Here is a 5164-nt window from a genome sequence, read left to right on the forward strand (position 1 = left end):
ATGGATATGCAGGCCACTCAGATGCTGGCCATGCCCGAAGGCTTTATCTGGAAAATGAGCGCCAGCCGCGGCGCCCTGCGGGTTTCCGGCTCAGACACCGAACAGTGGACGCGGTTCTGGCTGATGGGATTGTTGCCGGTGGCCCGGATGGGCGGCGACCCGGATCACACCCGTTCGGCATTCGGCCGGTATGTGGCGGAGGCGGTGTTCTGGACGCCGGCGGCACTGCTCCCAGGCCAAGGGGTTGCGTGGCAGCTTGTGGATGTAAATACAGCGCGGGTAATTGTCCGCCACGAGGGTATGGAGCAGACGGTGGATGTTGTCGTGGCCGAAGACGGCCAGCCGCTTCAGGTGAGTTTCGACCGCTGGAGCAATGCGAATCCGGAAAAGGTCCATCGTCTGCAGCCTTTTGGCGGCGACCTGTCAGAGTTTCGGGAGTTCGAGGGCTTTATCTTGCCGACCCGCGTGGAAGCCGGGAATTTCTTTGCCGCGGACGATTATTTTCCGTTTTTCATTGCCGAAGTGACCAACGTAGAATTTCCACAGGCCGACTGACGCAAAAAGCCCGGCGCACAAGGCCGGGCTTTCTGGGGGATAGTGGCGGTTACACCAGATTGTAAAGGAACACCACGGCGATACCAGCCGGCGTCAAGTACCGCAGTACGAACATGAACGCCTTGTAGCTGCCGCCCTGCAGACCGATATCGGCAGCCAGTCCCTCACGCTTCATCGCCCAGCCGGCAAACAGCGCAATGGCCAGTCCGCCCAGGGGCATCATCAGGTTGGAGACCAGGAAGTCGAGCAGATCGAACACTGTCTTGTCTTCGAAGAACGGGATAAAACCGAGCGGGTGCACGCTGTCCCAGACGTTGAAAGACAACACGGTACCGATGCCGATAAACCAGATAGCCAGACCACCACCAAGTGCGCTTTTCGCCCGGCTGACGCCTTTGTGTTCCTCCAGCCATTCCACCACCGGTTCCAGCATGGATATGGCCGAGGTGATGGCCGCTACCAGCAGCAACGCAAAGAAAATGGTGCCGAACAGGGCGCCACCGCTCATCTGGCCAAACGCCAGTGGCAGGGTTACGAAGATCAGGCCAGGGCCCGCGCCTGGTTCCAGGCCGTTGGCAAATACCAGCGGAAAGATGGCGAGGCCTGCCAGCAGTGCGACGCTGGTGTCCAGAATCCCGATGGTCATGGCGGTTCTGGCAATGTTGACGTTCTTAGGCAGATAGGAGCCGTACGCCATGAGTACGCCAATGCCGATGCTCAGGGTAAAGGCGGCGTGCCCCAGGGCGGTCAGAACGCCGGCCGTTGTCAGCTTGCTGAAGTCCGGCGAGAACATGAAGCTTACGGCCCGGCCGAAGCTGCCGCTGTTCATGGCATAGATCACCATCGCAATCAGCAGGACGAACAGCAGTGGCATCAGCATGTTCACGGCTTTCTCAAGCCCGGAACGAATGCCCCGACCAACGATAAACACAACGATGGCCATGAACACGGTGTGCCACAGCAACAGTTCCCAGGGATTGGCCAACAGCCCGCCGAACTGGCCACCAATGGCTTCGGCGTCCGCGCCGGTAAACAGGCCGGTTGCGGCTTTGCCGATATAGACCAGCGCCCAGCCGCCAATCACGGCGTAGAAAGACAACACCAGGAATGAGGCGATCACGCCGTTCCAGCCGATGGCTCTCCAGCCCTTGGCTGTGCCTTCACTTTTGGTCAGGGTGCGCATGGTGGCCACGGGGCTCTGGCCGCCGCGCCGACCAATCATGGTTTCGGCAATCAGTACCGGCACGCCGATCAGGAAGATACAGGCCAGGTAGATCAGAACGAAGGCGCCGCCGCCGTTCTCGCCAGTAATGTACGGAAACTTCCAGATGTTCCCGAGGCCAACGGCTGAACCAGCCGCAGCCAGGATAAAGGCCATCCGTGAGGACCAGAGGTTATTGGCCTGCTGGTGTGGTTGGGTACTCTCACTCATTCTTCTCTCCGGCTAATTGTTTTTGTCGGATTGATTGGTTGTTGTCGAAAAAGTATTTACTTGCCGAGCACCTCGCGCAGGGCGGAAGCGACTTGTGGCAAGACGTGGTCGTTCAAACCGGCAACGTTTACGCGGCTGCTTTCCAGCATGTAGATGCCGTGTTCCTTCCGTAACCGGCCCACCTGCTCCGGACTGATTCCGAGGAACGAGAACATGCCCCGCTGACGGGCGATGAAGTCGAAGTCGCCTACTGGCGAGAGTGCATCCGCAAAAGCGTGACGCAGATGCAGGATGCGCTTACACATACCGTTTAGCTCCTGTTGCCACTGGGCTCGCAGGTCGTCATCGCCAAGGATGGTCTCCACGATTGAAGCACCATGGGCCGGTGGCATTGAGTAATGCGACCGGATGACGCTCAGCAGCTGGCTGGTGGCGGCGGCATTCACGGTTGCGGTTTCCGAAACCAGGGCGAGTGCGCCGGTGCGCTCCCGGTAGAGACCAAAGTTCTTGGAGCACGAGGCTGCGATCAGCATTTCAGGTACCGCACTGGCCAGGTGCCTCAGGCCAGCTGCATCCGCGTCCAGGCCTTCGCCAAGGCCCTGATAGGCCATGTCCACGAAGGGCAGCAGGCCTTTGCGCTGGATCAGGCTGGTCACTTCCTGCCACTGGGCCAGGCTCAGGTCCGCGCCCGAGGGGTTGTGGCAGCACCCGTGTAGCAACACCACGTCGCCCGCATCCGCCCGTTCCAGGGTTTCCAGCATGGCGCCGAAGTCTACCTGCAGGGTCTCTGGATTGAGGTACGGATATTCGCGAATAGTCAGGCCGGCGCCACCGAGCAACGGCAAGTGGTTGGCCCAGGTGGGCGTGCTGACCCAGACTTTTGTATCGGCCTTGCACAGACGCAGAAACTCGGCCGCCATACGCAGGGCGCCGCAGCCGCCCGGTGTCTGGATGACCGATACGCGACCGTCGCGGACCAGTGGGCTGTTGCTGCCCAGGATCAGCTCCGCCATGGCGCTGTTGAAGCCGGCGGAACCGGCAGGGCCCACGTAGCTCTTGGTGGTTTCGCCCTCAAGAAGGCGACGCTCGGCTTCGTGCACGGCGGCCATGATAGGCGTATTGCCGGCGTCATCCTTATAGACACCGATGCCCAGATCCACTTTGTCCGGTCGATCGTCTTCACGGAAGGTCTGCATCAACTGCAGGATCGGATCCTGGGGAAGGGGCTGGAGTGCTTCAAACATGATTGGCCTCCTCGTTAGCCTGTTGGGTGCGAATCAACGTCGGGCGACCGGTATCCAGCGCCTTGATCAGCTGAGTCTGCTTTTCGCGAATGCTCTCCGCCGCTTGCTCCCGCACAGGGCCGTACCCGCGGACATCGGCAGGCAGCTCGGCAAGCTGCAGGAAGGTTTCGTAGTTGCTGGCGTTGAGCTCACGACCGATCCGGTCTACCAGGCTCTGATAATCCTTCAGCATGGCCCGATCCAGCTTGCGGTCGGCAGAATAGCGGAACGGATCGATTGCGGTTCCGCGCAGGCCGCGAAGTTTCGCCAGCAGCCGGAAGGCCCGGAACATCCAGGGGCCGAACCGGCGTTTTTTCGGGCGGCCCTGGGCATCGGTCTCGCCGCTGAGCAGGGGCGGGGCCAGATGGAAGTGGACTTTGAAGTCACCCTCGAAGGTTTCATTCACCTCTTTCATGAAGTCGGTTTCGGCAAACAGTCGCGCGACTTCGTATTCGTCCTTGTAGGCCATGAACCGGTACAGCTGCTGGGCTACTGCACGAGTCAGCAGCAGGTTGGTTTCACCGAGGGACTCCTCAGCCTTCCGGACCCCTGCAACTGCGTCCTGGTATTGGTCGGCCCAACGCTGGTTCTGGTAGTTGACCAGGTGCTTATGCCGGGTGTTGATGAGTTCGTCGAGGGTTGGTTCGGGTTTGACCTCAACCACCTGGGCATTACTGTCGTCCAACAGATCCGTGACTGCGCTCGGATCCACGGCTGCAAGCCGTCCCCAGCCGAAGGCTTCCTTGTTCCTGTCGATGGCGACGCCGTTCAGCTCAATCGCCTTCATCAAAGCCGCTTCGGACAGGGGCAGCAGGCCTTTCTGCCAGGCAAAACCGAGCATCATCACGTTGGAGAACACGGTATCGCCCATTAGCTTTTCGGCGATGCCATTGGCGTCCAGCTGATCAAAATGATCCTCGCCCACGGCATTCTTCAGTAGCCCAAGGCGCTTGTCGGCCTTCATATCGGCGTCGCGGAAGAGCACGTAGTCGGCAGTAGGCAGTTCCGCTTCGTTGGCAACGATCCGGGTGTGGTTTGGCCGGAGAACGCTCAGGGCCTTCTGGGAAGACGCTACGACCAGATCGCAGGCGATGACCGCATCGGCCTGGCCATTGCTGATCCGAACCTGATGGAGCTTGTCCGGGGACGGTGCCATACGAACGTAGCTCAGCACCGTGCCGCCTTTCTGGGCGAAGCCCATGAAATCCAGTACCGAGGCGCCGCGCGACTCCAGGTGGGCCGCCATGGTGATCAGCTGGCCAACCGTCACCACGCCCGTACCGCCAACGCCGCCCACCAGCAGATCATAGGAGCCGGTCATTTCCGGCAATTTGGGAGCTGGAATATCAGCCAGCTTGCGGGTGAGTACGGAGCCGGTGTCAACGCCGCGGGATTTTCGCAGCTGGCCGCCTTCGATGGTCACGAAGCTTGGGCAGAAACCGTTAACGCAGGAAAAGTCCTTGTTGCAGGATGACTGGTCGATCTTCCGCTTGCGTCCCAGCTCCGTCTTGCGGGGGACCACCGAGAGGCAGTTGGACTGCACCGAGCAGTCGCCACAGCCTTCACACACGTGATGGTTGATAAAGGCCCGCTTGGCCGGATCCGGGAACTGCTTGCGCTTGCGACGGCGGCGTTTCTCGGCGGCACAGGTCTGGTCGTAGATCAGTACGGTGCAGCCGGGGATATCACGCAATTCCCGCTGCACCTGGTCGAGCTCGGACCGATCGTGGAAGGTGACGTCCTTGGGGAACAGGTCATGATGGCCATCGTATTTCTCGGGCTCGTCGCTGAGAACAACAACCCGATTGACCCCTTCTGCGGCCATTTGCTGGGCAATCCTGTCGACGGTGATCTGCCCGTCGACGGGCTGACCGCCGGTCATGGCGACGGCGTC

At 60.6% G+C, this 5164-nt stretch carries 4 protein-coding genes; 1 reads left to right on the top strand and 3 read right to left on the bottom strand.

All coding sequences use genetic code 11. The features are described 5' to 3' along the window. Window positions 1-555: DUF6544 family protein (locus B2W52_RS16695; protein ID WP_286803771.1), on the top strand; the 555-nt coding region annotated here is incomplete at its 5' end. Between the two features lie 49 nt (window positions 556-604). On the opposite strand, the gene B2W52_RS16700 is transcribed toward B2W52_RS16695, so the two are convergent. The 3 genes from B2W52_RS16700 to B2W52_RS16710 form a co-directional block, all read right to left on the bottom strand. Then, complete coding sequence (locus B2W52_RS16700) at window positions 605-1987, bottom strand: sodium-dependent transporter (RefSeq protein WP_273071194.1); 1383 nt, start codon at window positions 1985-1987, stop codon at window positions 605-607. Between the two features lie 56 nt (window positions 1988-2043). Then, window positions 2044-3231, bottom strand: a complete 1188-nt coding sequence (locus B2W52_RS16705) for an amino acid aminotransferase (protein WP_092030212.1) — start codon at window positions 3229-3231, stop codon at window positions 2044-2046. After that, window positions 3224-5164 (bottom strand): indolepyruvate ferredoxin oxidoreductase family protein (locus B2W52_RS16710; RefSeq protein ID WP_286803772.1); only part of this gene is annotated, 1941 nt, incomplete at its 5' end. The genes B2W52_RS16710 and B2W52_RS16705, both read right to left, overlap by 8 nt.

Origin of the sequence: Marinobacter sp. UBA2498 (assembly GCF_002341575.1) — a bacterium.
GTDB classification, from domain to species: Bacteria; Pseudomonadota; Gammaproteobacteria; order Pseudomonadales; family Oleiphilaceae; genus Marinobacter; species Marinobacter manganoxydans.